At 36.6% G+C, this 16,020-nt stretch carries 14 protein-coding genes; all 14 read left to right on the top strand.

Annotated features, from left to right (window positions below; translation table 11 throughout):
• Positions 1–5 precede the first annotated feature (5 nt).
• The 14 genes from RMY31_RS29255 to RMY31_RS29190 all read left to right on the top strand — a co-directional run bounded on the left by RMY31_RS29255 (position 6) and on the right by RMY31_RS29190 (position 16,017).
• On the top strand, positions 6–815 hold the full coding sequence (locus RMY31_RS29255) for an ABC transporter permease (protein WP_409878799.1): 810 nt from the start codon (positions 6–8) through the stop codon (positions 813–815).
• A 2-nt stretch (positions 816–817) separates the two neighbouring features.
• On the top strand, positions 818–2,155 hold the full coding sequence (locus RMY31_RS29250) for an ABC transporter ATP-binding protein (RefSeq protein WP_322656490.1): 1,338 nt from the start codon (positions 818–820) through the stop codon (positions 2,153–2,155).
• Between the two features lie 68 nt (positions 2,156–2,223).
• On the top strand, positions 2,224–3,069 hold the full coding sequence (locus RMY31_RS29245; RefSeq protein WP_322656489.1) for an FAD-binding protein: 846 nt from the start codon (positions 2,224–2,226) through the stop codon (positions 3,067–3,069).
• Positions 3,070–3,126: 57 nt separating this feature from the next.
• On the top strand, positions 3,127–4,251 hold the full coding sequence (locus RMY31_RS29240) for a polysaccharide pyruvyl transferase family protein (RefSeq protein WP_322656488.1): 1,125 nt from the start codon (positions 3,127–3,129) through the stop codon (positions 4,249–4,251).
• A 110-nt stretch (positions 4,252–4,361) separates the two neighbouring features.
• Positions 4,362–5,342 carry a glycosyltransferase gene (locus tag RMY31_RS29235; protein ID WP_322656487.1) on the top strand — a complete coding sequence of 327 codons (981 nt, stop codon included), beginning with the start codon at positions 4,362–4,364 and terminating at the stop codon, positions 5,340–5,342.
• A 369-nt stretch (positions 5,343–5,711) separates the two neighbouring features.
• Positions 5,712–6,890, top strand: a complete 1,179-nt coding sequence (locus RMY31_RS29230) for a glycosyltransferase family 4 protein (protein ID WP_322656486.1) — start codon at positions 5,712–5,714, stop codon at positions 6,888–6,890.
• A 78-nt stretch (positions 6,891–6,968) separates the two neighbouring features.
• Positions 6,969–8,072, top strand: coding sequence for a glycosyltransferase family 4 protein (locus tag RMY31_RS29225; RefSeq protein ID WP_322656485.1), 1,104 nt, complete (start codon positions 6,969–6,971; stop codon positions 8,070–8,072).
• Between the two features lie 86 nt (positions 8,073–8,158).
• A complete protein-coding gene (locus RMY31_RS29220) occupies positions 8,159–9,391 on the top strand; it encodes a glycosyltransferase (RefSeq protein ID WP_322656484.1) in 1,233 nt (410 codons plus the stop codon).
• Between the two features lie 97 nt (positions 9,392–9,488).
• Positions 9,489–10,403, top strand: coding sequence for a glycosyltransferase (locus tag RMY31_RS29215; RefSeq protein ID WP_322656483.1), 915 nt, complete (start codon positions 9,489–9,491; stop codon positions 10,401–10,403).
• Between the two features lie 60 nt (positions 10,404–10,463).
• Positions 10,464–11,429 (top strand): glycosyltransferase family 2 protein, encoded by a 966-nt coding sequence (locus RMY31_RS29210; protein ID WP_322656482.1) that lies wholly within the window; start codon positions 10,464–10,466, stop codon positions 11,427–11,429.
• A gap of 112 nt (positions 11,430–11,541) precedes the next feature.
• Entirely contained in the window at positions 11,542–12,666 is a 1,125-nt protein-coding gene (locus RMY31_RS29205; protein ID WP_322656481.1) for a glycosyltransferase family 1 protein, read from the top strand.
• 60 nt (positions 12,667–12,726) lie between these two features.
• Complete coding sequence (locus tag RMY31_RS29200; RefSeq protein ID WP_322656480.1) at positions 12,727–13,539, top strand: hypothetical protein; 813 nt, start codon at positions 12,727–12,729, stop codon at positions 13,537–13,539.
• Between the two features lie 23 nt (positions 13,540–13,562).
• Positions 13,563–14,819, top strand: a complete 1,257-nt coding sequence (locus RMY31_RS29195) for a glycosyltransferase (protein ID WP_322656479.1) — start codon at positions 13,563–13,565, stop codon at positions 14,817–14,819.
• Between the two features lie 19 nt (positions 14,820–14,838).
• A complete protein-coding gene (locus RMY31_RS29190) occupies positions 14,839–16,017 on the top strand; it encodes a glycosyltransferase (RefSeq protein WP_322656477.1) in 1,179 nt (392 codons plus the stop codon).
• Positions 16,018–16,020: the final 3 nt, after the last annotated feature.

The raw sequence follows: 16,020 nt of genomic DNA, 5'->3' as shown, positions 1-16,020 counted from the left end.
GTCAAATGCGGCATCCACTGCAACTATTCAAAGAAATGTGGCGGGACTTGCTGGGATCACGAGAATTAGCTTGGCGTTTATTAATACGGGATATTAGAGCTAAATACCGTCAGTCATTGTTAGGAGTTTTTTGGGCATTTATACCTCCAGTTATATTGGCAGCTGGTTTTACCTTTGCTAAGGGTAGCGGCGTAGTCAATCTAGGTAATACAGATTTGCCTTACCCTGCCTATGTTATGTTTAGCATGACCTTGTGGCAAACGTTTGTAGAAGCGCTAAATGGACCCATCCAAGCGGTAACATCTGCAAAATCAATGTTAGCAAGGATTAACTTCCCTCGTGAAGCTATAATTCTTGCCAAATTAGGCGAAGTATTTTTCAACTTTGGCATTAAATTAATTCTAATTTTAGGCTTGTTTATCTGGTTTAAGATACCAGTTACTTGGAACGTAATTTTAGCACCAGTAGCATTAATTCATTTAATATTGCTAGGAACATTTATTGGTTTACTGTTAGCTCCCATGTCTGGTTTATACCAGGACATTACAATGGGAATTACCTTAATTACTGGACTTTGGTTGTTTATCACACCAGTTGTATATCCCGTTCCTAATGGTGGAGTATTTGGCACCATAGTAAAGCTTAATCCTGTTACACCTTTGTTAGTCACAACAAGAGACTTAGCAACAACAGGTGTAGTATCAGATCCCGAAGGATTCTGGATTGCAAGTTTGATTGCAATATTAGGATTGCTGCTGGCTTGGATTATTTATCGTCTATCAATGCCCTTTGTAATTGAGAGGATTAGTTCGTAATCATGATAAGTATCAATGAGCAAGATCTGACACTAAAGCCGCAAGATAATGAAAGTGATATTGTCCTTTCAGTTAATGGAGTTTCTAAAAAGTTTTGTCGCGATTTAAAGCGGTCTTTGATGTATGGCGTTCAAGATATGAGCTCTGAACTACTCGGACTGCGGGGAAAAAGTGATAAATTGCGACCAAAAGAATTTTGGGCGCTGGATAATGTTAGTTTTCAATTACGCCGGGGGGAATCGTTAGGTTTAGTAGGTAAAAATGGCAGTGGTAAATCAACACTACTACGCATCATTGCAGGATTGATTAAGCCTGATACTGGATTTGTAGAAGTTAACGGCCGAGTAGCACCATTGATTGCACTAGGAGCAGGATTTAATCCAATTTTGACAGGACGGGAAAATATTTATGCCAATATGTCAATTTTGGGTCTGTCTAAAAAGGAAATTGATGAGCGATTTGACGAAGTTATAGATTTTGCAGAAATTGGGGATGCAATTGATGCGCCTGTGCAAACTTATAGTTCTGGGATGGCAGCGAGGTTAGGGTTTGCTAGTGCAATACATACCGAACCTGAGATTTTATTGATTGATGAAGTGTTGGCTGTAGGGGATATTAAGTTTAGAGCAAAGTGTTATTGTAAGCTGGACGAACTACGTCAAAAAGGTACTTCCTTTGTGTTAGTTAGTCATCAACCTCAGGCAATCTTAACTGTATGTAACTCTGCTATTTACCTATTAAAGGGCCAGTTGATTGAGTCTGGAGACACGTACTCTATAATGAATCGGTACGAAGAAGATTTATTTGGTAACAATGGTAAAAAAGAATTAGGAAAAATAACTCTACCAGAAAAACCTAGACATGAAAGTTTAGGATTTGACATTGTTTCGATGTTTTTCAGGGATGCTGAAGGTAATTGCATACAATCACCCGTAAGTGGTGAAATGGCAAGTTTATGCATACAATATAAAGCCTATAAAGATAAAGAAATTAATGAAGTCTATGTTAGTTTTGTTATTTCAGAATTAAATGGAGAAAGTGATATTATCCTACGTATCAGTAGCTTTGATGACGGTCAGGCATTAGGTATAGTTACTGGAGAGAATCAATTAAGATTCTCTGAATTACAGGTTCAAATGCCTTACTTATGTCTCAAACCAGGCTCATATAGCATTAAGCTTTTTGTCAAAAAAGACTCGCTTTATACACTCGATTTTGTTGAATATTTTAAATTTACAGTAGTCGCAAATGGAAGCATGAGTAAATGTTTATTTTATCAACCACGAATATGGAAATCTACAGATAAAGTTGCTGAAAATATGATGGCGAAGACTGAATAAGATATTTTTTATATTCTATAAAAATCATCATAATTACTTAAGTTTAGCAACTATAGATAAGCAGAAATATGGAAAGCATCAAGTCATTCACAGATAACAATCTGTCTTTCTATCGGACTACACATTACTTTGAACAATACGGAGAATTTTATACTGTAGATCAATTCCATGAATATTGTAATTGGGCTAAAGCTAATAATACTAAAGTATATATATTAGGTAATGGTTCTAACACCTTGTTTACCAGAAAGAGGGTGAAATCGTTAGTTTTGAAGAATAAGTTACACAAAAAAATTACTGCTTTACCAGGTAATAGACTAGAAGTTTCTTCATCAACTTTAATCATAGATGTACTGAAGTATTGTTATGAGAATTCCTTGGAATCTTTTTACTATCTTGCATCAGTACCTGCTACTATTGGTGGGGCATTAGCGATGAATGCAGGTCGTGGTAGAGAGCATCAGCTTACAATATATGACTTCGTTGAGACTATTAATTTTTTCGATTTTGAAAGTAATTGTATAAAAACTTTTGCAAGGGAAGATATTGTAAAAGGTTATAGAGAAACAATATTTACTGGAATTCAATCTCGTCTTATATTGAGTGCTACATTTAAGTTTACTAATTTAACTCTTAAGAAAAATCCAATAGTTGAGAGATGTAAATGGTCAAAGACAAATCAAGATTATTCTGCTCCTAATTGTGGCTCTGTATTTAAGAAAGCTGACTTTGATATATTAAATAAATTAAAAGGTTTTTCTTTCGGAGGAGCAGCTTTTTCTTCTAAAACAGGTAATTGGATATTGAATACTTCAAATAGTAGTATTCCTATAGTTATTTTGATACATTTTGTGAAAATACTGCATTTTATGAAAAGAGAAATAGCGGCTCTTGAAATAATTACTGTTGATTGATCGTCCAATATATAACCGAACATATTAATAAATTATAAACTTAGTAAAGAGGCAAAAATGAAAATAGGAATTCTTACCTTTCACCATACTACTAACTACGGTGCAACTCTTCAAACATATGCCTTGTGGACAACCATTAAATCCTTAGGGCATGACGTTGAAATTATTGATTATAGGCCCTACGTTGCTGTCCAGTACTACCAAAGAGATATTCAGAAGCTCCTCAATCGCAAACGTCAGTTTATTAAGATAAAAGTTCTTGTGGCGTTAGTTAAACTGATAATCAAGCGCTTAAAAATAAAGATATTTTTGAATACAAAAATTAAGCTTAGTAAAGATAAGTTCTATACGAGAGATTCTCTAAACGCTTTTGATTTTGATTATGACATAGTAATCTCAGGTAGCGATCAAGTGTGGTGTTTAGATTCATACCGAGGTTTTGACCCCTCATTTTTTCTAGACTTTATTGAAAGCAAAAAGATTCGTAAAATTAGTTATGCAGCTAGTTTCAGCTTCACAGAAAACCTAGGGCAAAATAAGGAATTAATTGGCAAATTAATAAGTGATTTTGAGTCTATCTCGGTAAGAGATAATCATAGCTTACGAATAATTGAGCGAGAGTGCAACAGCTCTGCAATAAGAGTTCTCGATCCTACGTTCTTAATTAACTTTAACGAAATTAAAGTAGAACCAAAGCTTAGGGAAGATTATCTTTTAATTTATTGTGAGGGAGAAATGGAAGATTATCAAGAAGATTTTATAAAATCAATAGCTGAAAAGAAAGAGCTATTAATAATTTCTGTTGGTAGATTTCAGAGAGTGGCACATAATAGCTTCATAGATATCGGACTAGAAGAATGGATAGGATATTTTAGTAAAGCTTCATTTGTAGTCACAGATACTTATCATGGAACTATTTTTTCTATAAAATTTAAAAAACTATTTACTGTATTTGCCAATCAACGCAAAAGTAACAAAACCAATTGTTTATTAGAAAAGCTTGAATTAAAAAATAGAATGATTAGCAAAGAAGAATATAATAATTTTTTTGTACAATTTCTTAGTATTGATTATACTTCAGTGGATGAGAAATTGAGGCAAGAAATCTCAAAATCCAAAAATTATTTATCTGAGGCTATTCAGGGCAAATCAACTCGGAATTACTTTTCAGCTGCTAAGTAAAAAATGTTCGGAGTGTTTTTATATTTAGCTATTAATTTGATTAGAGAAAATTTATGAAAGCCAATGTGAACGACATTAATACTATTTGCCTATAAAGTTATTGCAAAAATATGCTCGCCAATCAAACAAACAACCTAAATAACCAGCCATTTTTACCAAAAGTCTCAGTAGTTGTTCCGATTTATAATGGTGAATTAGATCTACCAGAGCTGATTAATTGTCTACTTGCTCAAACTTATCCTAATGATCGAGTAGAGTATCTTTTAGTGGACAATTCTAGTCGTGATCAGACTGCTGTAATTATCCAAACAGCAGTCCAAAATGCAAATTCCCAAGGGATAAATATTTGCTACCTGAGCGAAAATAAAATTCAAAGTTCCTATGCTGCTCGTAATACTGGTATTCGTGCCAGTACAGGTGAAATTATCGCTTTTACCGATGCTGACTGTCGTCCTCAGCCAGAGTGGTTATATGCTCTCGTTCAGGCCTTTGCCGAACCAACAATAGGTTTTGTTGGTGGCACAATTGTGGCTTTACCAGGTAAAACTATTTTTGAGAACTACGCAGAGCGCCGAAAAATACTGTCTCACAAAGATACAGCATTACATCCTTTTTTACCCTATGCTGCTGGAGCTAATCTGGCTATACGACGTAAAACTTTGCAAGAGATTGGTTTATTTCGTCCTTACTTAACAACGGGTGGAGATGCTGACATATGTTGGCGAATTCAACGTCAAAGTTCTTGGCAATGTTCTTTTGCAGAGCAGGCAGTTCTTTGGCATCGACACCGACCCAGTTTGTGGGAGCTAAGAAAACAATTTCGCCGCTATGGCCGCTCTCACAAGTACCTAGAAGAACTTTATAATATCGTTCTTTTCAAGAATAGATGGACATCGAAAGAATACTTCAGACGCTATGGACGTTGGTTGCTGAAGGAACTACCCCGCAATACTGTGAAAATGATATTAGGTAAAGCCACTTGGTTAGACTTGTTTATTACACCTATTGATATTCTAGTTTTTAATGCTAAAAGTATTGGATATCAGGAAGCAAACTTATCGGAAGACGCTCAGAAAATTGAGTTGCTTTAACAAGGATAGTTAGCCGTGAGTAAGTAAATTGCTGTATGCAGAACTGAACTCTGCAACTATTCTCTATATCGAGAATATTCAGGTTTATAAAATCAGGAGTTTTGGTAAGAAACTCTCATTTTATTTACTTTGAAATTGTATCAAATAAAAGCATACTAGTAATTACTTCAACGCCCTTTCACCCACAAAATTCAGGTAATCGGAAATGAGTATATAGCTTTTTCAATTTGGAATAGATGACTGGTGTAGTGATACTTTAAATCATTTTGTTAATTGGAAATGTAAAAATGATGTAAAGAAGAGAGCAGCTAGTAATTTTGATCTCTTTGGACTGTTCTCAGTGAAAAAAATTAGTTAGTAAAAATGAGTATGAAATTGCTAGTAATATCTCCAGTACCATCTCATCCTCAAAATGCAGGAAACAGAGCCAGGATATACAGCTTGCTCCTTAACCTTAAAGAGATGGGACATAATGTTTATTTTTTACACATACAACGAGAACCAGGTGATGAAGAAGCAATGAAATCTTGTTGGGGTAGTAATTTCTACTCAATACTCTATCAAGAGCCAAAAACGGCACAGAAAAAGCCACCTAAAAGGTTGGGTGCGAGAATATTGAGGAAAGCTCTATCTCTTGTGACAAGCGATCCGCGTTTTACCTACTTAATAGATGATTGGTATGATGACTCAGTAAATGCAGCCATACTCAATCTTTCAAAAAAAATTTCTCCTGATGTTGTTATGGTTGAATATGTATTCTTTTCTAAAGCTTTAGAATTATTTGAACAAAAAGTACTCAAAATAATTGACACTCACGACAAATTTGCAGATAGATATAAAATTTATCAAAAGCAAGGAAAGGCTCCTCGATGGTATTCAACCACTAAAAGAGAAGAGATAAAAGGATTAAATAGGGCAGATGTTATTTTAGCCATTCAGCAAAAGGAAGCAGATTGGTTTGCAAATATACTTAAAAACAAGCAAATATTTACAGTAGGACATGTAACACCATTACATAAATCTGAGTATCATAAAATTAATCATAAAATTCTTTTTGTTGGTTCCAGCAATCTAATAAATGTAGAGGGCATTAATTACTTCATTAAAGATGTATTTCCCATAATTAAATCAAAATTTGATGATGTAGAGCTTGTGCTTGCTGGAGACGTATGTGACCAAGTTGAAGTTTTTGATGGATGCCTTAAACTAGGTAGGCTAGACAATCTCCAAGAAGCTTATGATTTAGTAGATATAGTAATTAACCCAGTGAGATTTGGCACTGGATTGAAGATAAAAAATATAGAAACTCTAGGTTATTCCAAAGCGTTAGTAACAACTTTAGTAGGTGCAGAGGGAATCGAAGAAGGAGCAGGTAAAGCTTTTTTGATTGCCAATTCACCTGAAGAGTTTTTCAACGCTATCAAGAAAATATTTTCAGATGCTGAATTTTATGAAGAATTATCCAAAAATGCATACAGCTTTGCTAAGCAATGGAACCAACGTAGCCTCAAAATCTTGACTGATATACTGAACCCAGTGTCTAAATAACTCGGCACTTCTTTAGAAATTGTAGTTACGGTTAATAAATAAAAATAGCCAAAATACTTAGGTTACACAAATTCAACAATGACTAATGCTGACTTCAAACTATTATGGCTTCGAGAAAGCTTTCCCTGGATGGGACAGCATAGTGGGTATGAGCAAGTATGCAATCTTATTTCTGAGTTGCAACAAGGTTCATACCAGAGTGTTTGGATGGAAAACAAACCCCTACCTCGAATAGCCCATCATCTTTTAAAACCCATAGTTGCAAAGGTAAAGCGTAGCGGAACGTACAATACATCTAGCACTTTAGTAGAACTGAAGGCCTTGTGGCATATATTGACTTCTAAGTGTGACTTAGCACACGTCATATATTTGGAGAGAACATTAGGAATTTTACCTAAATGGCAGGAAAAGTTCTCTTTTAAATTAATAGCAACAGCACATCAGCCAGCAGGGTTGTGGCGAATGCAACGTCATCACCCTGAAATGCTTTCATCTTTAGATGGATTGATAGTTCTTAGTAGTAAAGAAGTTGAGTATTTTGACGAATACATTCCTGGCCGCGTTCATTTCATCCCCCACGGGGTAGATATCGAGTTCTTTTGCCCTCAAACAGATAAGGTAAATTCTACTGTAAATAGGGATAGGGATTACCCTCGTTGTGTTTTTTCTGGCATTTGGTTGCGGGACTTACAGGCTTTAGCACAAGTTATAGACGAAGTATTGGCTCGGGAACCGAGGATCAGATTTGATTTGATTGTACCTGCGGATAGACGAGAAAATCCTCACTTTTTTCGTATTGCCAGGCATAGTCAAGTTACCTGGTATGCAGGTATTTCAGACGCACAGCTGCGCGACTTATACTGTCAAGCCAGTATGTTAGTACTGCCCCTATTGGACTGTACTGCAAACAATGCTCTTCTAGAAGCGATCGCTTGTGGTTTACCAATAGTTTCTAATGACGTAGGTGGTATACCTGACTATACACAAGATTCATTTGCTAAGCTATTGCCTATTGGAGATATTGATGGGTTTGTAGAAGCGATTCTCAGGCTTGCTAATGATCCTCAGGAATGCGTGCAAAAAGGTGTTGCTGCTAGAACTTTTGCAGAACAAAATTTGCGTTGGGAAAAAATAGCTGCTCAGACTATCAATGTATATCAGAAAGTTTTATCAGCGTATTGACATTTTATGATATTGGAGATCAACTTAAAAGTAGGTGAAATATCAAAGTACAGAGATCGTCTGCCACTTAAAATAGGATATTTATAATGAAAATTGCTTTTATAGTTAATAACTTCCCCGTTTTATCTCAGACTTTTATTTTAAACCAAATTACCGGATTAATAGAAAATGGACACGAAGTTGATATTTATGCCGCTCCATCTAATGAATTAATAATCCATTCAGATATCAAAAAATTTAATCTAATGCAGCATACTTATTATTTCACAACGCCAAGCAAAAATCATTTGGTTACATTGTTCAGAAGTCTGACACTAACTTTGCTGAATTCATTGAAATACCCCATATTGATTTATTGGCTCATCAATGGAATTAACTATACTAAAGAGCTTTCACTGCCTGTATGGATGATACCTTATAGAGCCATACCATTTCTATCTAAAAATCCATATGACATTATTTACTGCCATTTCGGACCCAATGGATTAACAGGAGCTTTAATAAAAAAACTGGGTTTAACTCAAGGAAAGATAGTAACATCTTTTCATGGTTATGATATCACAAAGTATGTTGAAAAATTTGTTAAAAATCCTTACAATAACTTGTTTGAAGTGGGAGATTTATTTCTTCCCATTAGTGAACATTGGAAAAAGAAACTGCTCGATTTAGGATGCAATGAGCAGAAAATAATTGTCCACCGAATGGGAGTTGATTGTAACAAGTTTTCTTTTACTCCACGTTACCCAAGCGGCGATGGACAAATCCGAATAGTCACAATTGCAAGGTTAGTAGAGAAGAAAGGTGTAGAGTATGGTATTCGTGCTATTGCTAAGTTAGCAAAAGCCAATAAGAGGATAGAGTACAACATTATCGGTGATGGATCTTTAAGCACTCATCTACAAGAAATAATTCAAGAATTAGGTGTTGAAAGTACAGTAAAGCTACTAGGCTGGAAAGAGCAGGATGAAGTTGTTGAAATACTCAATAAAAGTCATATTTTACTAGCTCCAAGTGTGACTAGTCAGGACGGAGATCAAGAAGGGATTCCTGTAGTTTTGATGGAAGCTATGGCAATGGGTCTTCCTGTAGTTAGTACGCAACATAGTGGAATACCAGAACTTGTGCAAGATGCAGTTACTGGTTTTTTAGCACCAGAAAGAGACATTGATGCTTTGGCCAATAGATTGAGCTATTTGATTGAGCATCCAGAACTTTGGTCGAAAATGGGGCGAGCAGGCCGTAAGCAGATAGAAGAATACTACAATATTAATAAACTCAATCAACAGTTAATTAATATTTATCAAAAATTACTTAATTAAAAAATAATATTAGTTGTTATTAGTTTAAGTAGCTTAGTTAATTGTTAGGAAGTTTAATATTTTTATGAACTCAAATACTGCGATAGAGGAACTTAAAATGCCAGAACCACCTGAGGTAAGTAAATTTGTATCAGTAATTATTCCAGTTTTCAATGATGCAGAACGCTTAAAAACTTGTTTATTGGCACTGGAGCGGCAGACCTATCCGAAAAATCTTTATGAAGTGATTGTAGTTGATAATGCTTCTAATGAAAGTATCGAGGATGTAGTTAGTGAATTTGCGCAAGTCAAGCCTACTTATGAAGCTTGTCCTGGTTCCTACGCAGCCCGCAATAAGGGAATTTCATTGGCTAAAGGTGAAATTTTAGCTTTTACAGATTCAGATTGCATTCCAGCTTCAGATTGGATTGAAAATGGGGTTAAAAGTCTGCTCAATATACCTAATTGTGGATTAATAGCTGGTAAAATAGACTTTTTCTTTAAAAATCCAGAAAAATTAACTCCAGTAGAGCTTTATGAAAATATTGAAATGCGTTTTAATCAGGAACTTAATGTGCAGGAAACTCACTTTGGGGTAACTGCAAATCTTTTCACATTCAAGCATGTAATTGACAATGTTGGCATTTTTGACGAAAAGCTAAAATCTGGTGGCGATCGCGAGTGGGGAGAACGAGTTTTTAAAGCTGGTTATCAACAGATTTACGCAGATGATACTTGTGTAAAACATCCTGCCAGAAACTCATTTTCCCAACTTTATAAGCGAACAGCTCGTTTTGAAGGTGGTAAGTACGATTTAATGATGAGGGCAAATACTTCATTCTTGAAGCTGGGTATAAGTATAGTATATGCTTTAATACCACCATTTAAAGCTGCATATGAAGCTTGGCAAAATTCAGAATTAAATGGAAATAAACAGAAATTGCAATTTATATTAGTAATTTTTTTTGTAAGATACATAATCATTACTGAAAGAATGAGACTTTACTTGGGTGGTTACTCTAGAAGAGAGTAGTTGAAGGTCATGGCTTTTATTTATGCTAACAAATTAAACAATTCATAAAATTTAATTACTATGAACAACCAAATACATAAGGTTGAAAACAATCCTCTGGTTAGCATCGTAATAGGTAACTATAATTATGATAAATTTCTTGGTCAAGCAATAGATAGTGCGCTAAACCAAACATATCCAAATATTGAAGTTATTGTTGTAGATGACGGTTCACAAGACAAATCTCGAGAAATTATTGCTAGCTATGGGAACCGAATTATCCCTATTTTAAAGAAAAATGGCGGACAGCCATCTTGTTATAATGAGGGCTTTTTAGCCAGTCGAGGTACAATCATATGCTTTCTAGATTCTGACGATATATTCTTAGTTAGAAAAGTAGCAGAGGTAGTAAAGGTATTTGAATCTTTTGCAGAAGTTGCTTGGTGTTTCCACAGTATCCAGTTAATCAGTGAAAAAGGTAAGCTTTTAGATATAGTCGTCACACCCAATTACATATCTCGACAGTGCGATTTTCGAGGAAGGATTAGAATTGGCAAAATCCCTCCTGCTCTTCCACCTTCGTCTGGTCTATCTTTTAGGAAATCGCTACTCGAGAAAATTTTACCTATGCCTACAACTAGACAGGTATCGGCAAGCGATTATTATATCAAGTTTCTGGCAGTAGCGCTTGGAAAAGGTTTTACTTTAAGTGAAAACTTGGCACATCAACGTATACACGATAACAATGCAGCAACTTTAAGAAAAGATAGACAACATATAAAAGCTAGAGAATATTTGTTAACGGGTAAGTGGATCAAACAAGAGTTTCCACAATTTAAAAAGTTTGCTAACAAGTTGTTTGCTGTTGGTATTTTTTTTAATAAAAATGCAAAAACCAATGATTATGAAAATAATGAAATAATTCAAAACTATTTAAAAAATACTTCTATTTATGAAAAAATTAATATTAGTACTATTATACACTATTTCTCTATAAGAGGTGGAATAGAATTAATGTTAAAAAAAGCAAAAAAACTATTAAATTAACCTTTGGATAATTTAAATAGCTCTGCTTCAAACAATTTAAACAGTTAAAATGTGGAAATATATCGTAAATTAACTACCAAGGATTAACTTTAATTATTAGGACGAATTAATCATGCGCGTTGCAATTCTCCGCAGAACACCACAAGTTTCTTTCAGCATGGATGTTTACGCTGATGGTTTAGTCAGTGGACTGAAGGCTGTTCGACCAACATGGGAAATTGTGGAATTTGCACCAGCACCATACCCTTCTGATAAAAAGAATAGTGTTTGGTTGCTCGGACTGTGGAAGTACTACGAACGCTATTGGCGTTATCCTCGGATGATAGAAAAACAGAATGCCGATATCTTCCATATCATCGATCATAGTGATGGTCACTTAGCCCGCTGGCTCAAAAGAAAAGCTCAACCAAAGATAGTGACCTGTCATGATTTGATCAACTTATTTCAACCGGAAAACATTTACAGTCGGACACCTTTACCGTTTGTCAGTATGGCAGCTTGGAAATTTGCCATCAGAGGAATGGAGAAAGCCGATCGCATTATCAGTGTTTCTGCTCACACAGCAAAAGATGTAATAAACAATTTGAAGATTGCCAAAGAGAATATCACAGTTGTGCCTGACGCAATTGAGTCAATCTTTCGCATCCTTCCAAAAACGGTAGTTGAACCCTTTCGTCAGCAAAATGGCGTTTCACCAGAAACATTATGTTTACTCAATGTAGGTTCAAATCATCCACGCAAGAATGTTTTTACTATCTTAAAGGTAATGAAAGCCCTTAAGGAGCAGGGATTGCCTGTTTACTTTTGGAAAACAGGTGCTGACTTTACACCTGAGCAAAAAATTTTTATTCAAACCCACGATCTCCAAAATTTTGTTGCTTATTTGGGCAAGCCAGATAAAGAGAAGCTAGTTCAAATTTATAATGCTGCTGATGTACTCATAGCTCCATCACTTTACGAGGGGTTTGGTATGACGATTCTTGAAGCTATGGCCTGTGGAACACCAGTCATCACTTCAAATGTTACATCACTTCCGGAAGTAGCTGGCAATGCAGCTATTTTGGTTGAGCCGTTGGATGTTCAGGCAATGGTAAAAGCAGTGTGTTGTCTTCTGGAAGACTCCATCTACCGTCAGTCATTAATTGAGGCAGGTCTAGCTAGAGTAAAACCTTTTACTTGGGAGAATACCGCTGAACAAATTGCTACTGTTTATGAAACAATGCTGAAGGAAAGATAAATTACCTATAAGTGTTCTTTCCTGCTTACCTGATAATCAGAACAATTAAAGAAACTAGCTATGACAAATTCTCCACAATTTACCATTCTTATAAATAGTACAGATAGTTTTGAAGATTGTTGGCAGGCTTTTTTCACTCTTTTCTCTATCTACTGGCCCAATTGTCCACATCCAATAGTACTAAATACTGAGACTAAATCTTTCTCTTATCCTGGTCTAAATATTCAGTGTTCTCAAATAGGAGTTGGAGCTAATGAGCCATTTACAAAACTGAGTTGGAGTGACTGCCTAATTCGTTGTCTTGATAAAATTGATTCAAAATATATTCTTTACTTACAAGAAGACTACTTTTTAAATAATTATGTGAATACAGATGTTATCTATGATTTTCTCCAAATCATGGAGCGTGAAGGATATTCCCATATTCGGCTAAAGGCAACCCTTGCAAACAATCCCCATGAACCATCCTCTAAATATCCTCAACTCTGGAAAATACCTCAAAGATCCAATTATCGTATTGGTTTGCAAGCTGGGCTATGGCTTAAAGACCAACTAAAATTTTATCTGAAACCAAATGAGACAGGATGGGAATTTGAGCGCTGGGGTAGTCGTAGGGCACGGAAAATCGATGACTCTTTTTTCTGTGAAAACTCTGATTACTTCAAGCGCCAAAATAAAGATATTTTTCCATATTATCCTACGGGAATTGTGAAAGGCAAATGGTTTGAACCTGCCGTTGGCGATCTGTTTAAACAACACAACATTGAGGTTGATTACTCAGTCCGAGGATTTTATAAACTAGATAAAACACAAAATCTGATACAACTATTGAGGAGTAAAGTCCGAAAATTACTCATGCTTTATATTCCCTAAAGATTATAGTAGTACATTAAGAAATGAAAAGTTTAAATATTTTAGTATCTGCCTACGCCTGTAGACCAAATATGGGTTCTGAGCCTGGAGTGGGTTGGAATACAGTTCGGCAATTAGGTAAATATCATAAAGTATGGGTTCTTACTCGCGAGGATAATCGCTCGTTCATCGAAGCTGAGTTGACCAATAGCCAAATTCCTGGGCTGGAATTTGTGTATGTAGACTTGCCTGGGTCTCAGTTATGGAAAAATGGTCTTGGGGGAGTACATCTTCACTACTATTTGTGGCAGATCAAAGCCTATTTAGTTGCCCGCAAGCTACATAGCGAGATCGGTTTCGATGTGGCACATCATGTGACTTATGTTAGGTATTCGTCGGCGACTTTTCTTCCACTTTTACCAATTCCCTTCATCTGGGGACCTGTGGGAGGTGGAGAATCTGCCCCAAAAGCTTTCTGGAAAGATTTCAGTTTTCGCGGCAAAGTTTATGAAATTGTACGAAGTGTGGCTCACCGAATAGGCGAACGCGATCCATTTGTAAACCTAACTATAAAAAATAGTACTCTGATTCGGGCAACAACTGAGGATACTGCCCAGCGGCTACGGCAAATGGGCGCAATAAATGTCCAAGTTTTTTCTGAATCAGGTCTATCAGAAGCAGAAATTCTGCAACTTGCCCGGCGCACTATTCCTAATAGTTCCCCAATTAGGTTTATTAGCATGGCAAGATTATTGCATTGGAAGGGGCTTCACCTAGGGGTGCAAGCATTTGCTCAAGCAGATTTACCTGATGATGCAGAGTATTGGATTTTGGGGGATGGTCCTGAACGGGAACGACTACAAATTCTTGCTGAGAAACTTGGTGTTGCTAATCGAGTGAAATTTTGGGGTAGGCTATCAAGAGATGAAACCTTATGTAAACTCAGAGAGTGCCACATATTGCTTCACCCCAGTTTACATGATTCTGGAGGATGGGTTTGTTTAGAAGCAATGGCAGCAGGCTGTCCAGTGATTTGCTTAGATTTAGGAGGTCCAGCCGTTCAAGTTACAGAAGAAACTGGCTTTAAGATCCAGGCACATACACCTGAGCAGGCAGTGCGTGACCTAGCTGAAGCTATGGCTTGTTTGGCTCAAGACTCAGAATTGCAGGTAAGCATGGGTCATGCAGGAGAAAAGCGGGTTGCCCAATTTTTTAACTGGGATATGAAAGCGAAATCTTTAGCGCAGCTCTATGAAGAAATAATCGGCGATCGCAAGTGCAGTGGTAAAGTTTTAGCTTAAAGACGCGGTAACTAAAACAATGCGTATCCTAAGTATACATAACAACTATCAAATTCGTGGTGGCGAGGACGAATCTCGTGAGTCAGAAGAAAGACTGTTACGAGAAATGGGTCATGAAGTTGACGTATACCAAGAGCATAACGATCGGGTAGCAGAACTAGGAGCCGTACCAATGGCACTTAGAACCGTCTGGTCAAAAGAGTCTTACAACATAGTCAAACAAAAACTCAATAGCTCAAATTACGATATAGTTCATATACAGAATTTTTTTCCCTTAATTTCACCCTCTGTTTACTATGCTGCAAAGTCTGTAGGCGTGCCTGTAGTCCAAACCTTGCGAAATTACCGCTTACTATGTCCTAATGGCTTATTTTTCCGCGATGGGCAAGTCTGTGAAGATTGCATGGGTAAATTCATTCCCTATCCTGGAGTCTTGCATGGCTGCTACCGCGAAAACCGACCAGCAACTGGAGCGGTAGCAACCATGCTAACTGTACACCGCGCTATGCGTACTTGGATAGAGATGGTAGATGTGTACATTTCTCTAACTGAGTTTGCGCGGCAGAAATTTATCGCAGGTGGTCTGCCACCAGAGAAAATCGTAGTCAAACCTAACTTTGTGAATCCCGACCCAGGTGTAGGGTCAGGTTCAGGTGGTTATGCGCTTTTCGTCGGAAGGCTTTCTACAGAAAAGGGATTAGACACTTTACTAGCTGCTTGGGAACATCTGGACGGCAAAGTGCCTCTAAAGATTGTTGGGGATGGTCCTCTAAGCTCTCGAGTGATGGAATCAGTAAAAAGACTACCCCAAGTAGAGTGGCTAGGACGTAGACCTATGTCAGAAGTACATCACTTGATGGGAGAAGCAATGTTTTTAATCTTCCCCTCCAAATGGTATGAAACTTTTGGTCGCGTGGCAGTTGAAGCTTTTGCTAAAGGTACTCCCGTAATTGCTGCTAATATTGGAGCGATCGCAGAATTGGTAGACTCTGGTCGAACAGGCTTACATTTTTCACCTGGTAATTCAGAAGAACTAGCTGCCAAGGTGGAATGGGCTTTAGCAAATCCAACTATACTTGCCCAGATGCGTCATCAAGCACGAATTGAGTTTGAAGATAAGTATACTTCTAAGGAAAACTACCGAAGAATAATGGAAATTTACAAGAGAGCTTCTACTTGTAGATTCTCCATAACCTGACTA

The organism is Dendronalium sp. ChiSLP03b, from assembly GCF_034531165.2.
In the GTDB taxonomy this organism is placed as follows: Bacteria; Cyanobacteriota; Cyanobacteriia; order Cyanobacteriales; family Nostocaceae; genus Dendronalium; species Dendronalium minutum.
Note: the sequence above shows the minus strand (reverse complement) of the source record. Positions and strands in the feature narration are given on the sequence as shown.

Bases quoted from the DNA above. Each gene is read 5' to 3' on its own strand.
- RMY31_RS29205 (WP_322656481.1), top strand. From the start codon at position 11,542: ATGCGCGTTGCAATTCTCCGCAGAACACCACAAGTTTCTTTCAGCATG.
- RMY31_RS29235 (WP_322656487.1), top strand. From the start codon at position 4,362: ATGCTCGCCAATCAAACAAACAACCTAAATAACCAGCCATTTTTACCA.
- RMY31_RS29230 (WP_322656486.1), top strand. From the start codon at position 5,712: ATGAAATTGCTAGTAATATCTCCAGTACCATCTCATCCTCAAAATGCA.
- RMY31_RS29240 (WP_322656488.1), top strand. From the start codon at position 3,127: ATGAAAATAGGAATTCTTACCTTTCACCATACTACTAACTACGGTGCA.
- RMY31_RS29195 (WP_322656479.1), top strand. From the start codon at position 13,563: ATGAAAAGTTTAAATATTTTAGTATCTGCCTACGCCTGTAGACCAAAT.
- RMY31_RS29255 (WP_409878799.1), top strand. From the start codon at position 6: ATGCGGCATCCACTGCAACTATTCAAAGAAATGTGGCGGGACTTGCTG.
- RMY31_RS29200 (WP_322656480.1), top strand. From the start codon at position 12,727: ATGACAAATTCTCCACAATTTACCATTCTTATAAATAGTACAGATAGT.
- RMY31_RS29215 (WP_322656483.1), top strand. From the start codon at position 9,489: ATGCCAGAACCACCTGAGGTAAGTAAATTTGTATCAGTAATTATTCCA.
- RMY31_RS29210 (WP_322656482.1), top strand. From the start codon at position 10,464: ATGAACAACCAAATACATAAGGTTGAAAACAATCCTCTGGTTAGCATC.
- RMY31_RS29245 (WP_322656489.1), top strand. From the start codon at position 2,224: ATGGAAAGCATCAAGTCATTCACAGATAACAATCTGTCTTTCTATCGG.
- RMY31_RS29250 (WP_322656490.1), top strand. From the start codon at position 818: ATGATAAGTATCAATGAGCAAGATCTGACACTAAAGCCGCAAGATAAT.
- RMY31_RS29220 (WP_322656484.1), top strand. From the start codon at position 8,159: ATGAAAATTGCTTTTATAGTTAATAACTTCCCCGTTTTATCTCAGACT.
- RMY31_RS29225 (WP_322656485.1), top strand. From the start codon at position 6,969: ATGACTAATGCTGACTTCAAACTATTATGGCTTCGAGAAAGCTTTCCC.
- RMY31_RS29190 (WP_322656477.1), top strand. From the start codon at position 14,839: ATGCGTATCCTAAGTATACATAACAACTATCAAATTCGTGGTGGCGAG.